Source organism: Oleiphilus sp. HI0086 (assembly GCF_001635225.1).
In genome coordinates, this window is sequence record NZ_LWFZ01001231.1 from 1 (window position 1) to 788 (window position 788).

The following is a 788-nucleotide window of genomic DNA, read 5'->3' on the forward strand; positions in this document are numbered from 1 at the left end:
CCATATCAAAAACCACCAAACGACGATTACGGCGATAAATTGTGTCTTCCTGGAAGGCGATATCGACGTTAAGCTCACTGGCAATCTTTAAAAAGTCAGCTCTCAACGCCTCAGCATCCGGCACATTTCCGCGAACAGAGAACTCCAAACATGCCTGGCTCGACTGAGGATCGACATCCAAACCACGACGCCCGGACAGTCGGGTAATGTTGTCGATATTCAAATCATGCTCCGCAGTCACTTCAGAGACTTTAGCAATTTGCTCTGCAGTGATCAGGCGAGAAAGCAAGGTAACGATATAGCGCGCTTTACCCTTTCCTTCGACCCAATGCATATACTCTTCAGCACTCACAGCCTGAAAAGTAACTTGGAGGTTCAGCTCGTGCATACGGAACAAAAGCTCCTTCATCACTCCAGAAGAACTGCCTTCATTTGGCACTTCAACCAGAATCCCCCAGGTAAGGTGATCATGAATAACAGCTTGGCCAATATCCAGAATATTCAATTCATATTGCGCCATAATACCTGTAATTTCAGAGGTTAAGCCGGACTTATCACGCCCTGAAACATTAATCAGAATAATTTCACTCAATTACTTCACCTTTTGCCTGCTTAGGCTCATTTTTTACAACTTCCATGCGATCAACTTTCTGCAGCCCTCTAGGAAGCTTATGCCCTCGCCTGCCACGTTCTCCGACATAATGCGTTAAGTCTGAGAATTTTAACTTCAAGTGACGCTTGCCTGAATGAATCACTAAATGATCATCTTCAGCAAAAATTGCCACGGA

2 protein-coding genes are annotated in these 788 nt (G+C 45.1%); both read right to left on the reverse strand.

Annotation, left to right across the window (positions count from 1 at the left end):
- On the reverse strand, positions 1 to 592 hold a 592-nt coding region (locus A3756_RS21445; RefSeq protein ID WP_156490667.1), incomplete at its 3' end, for an ACT domain-containing protein.
- The coding region (locus tag A3756_RS28120) for a hypothetical protein (RefSeq protein ID WP_197481446.1) at positions 585 to 788 on the reverse strand (204 nt) is incomplete at its 5' end. The genes A3756_RS28120 and A3756_RS21445, both read right to left, overlap by 8 nt.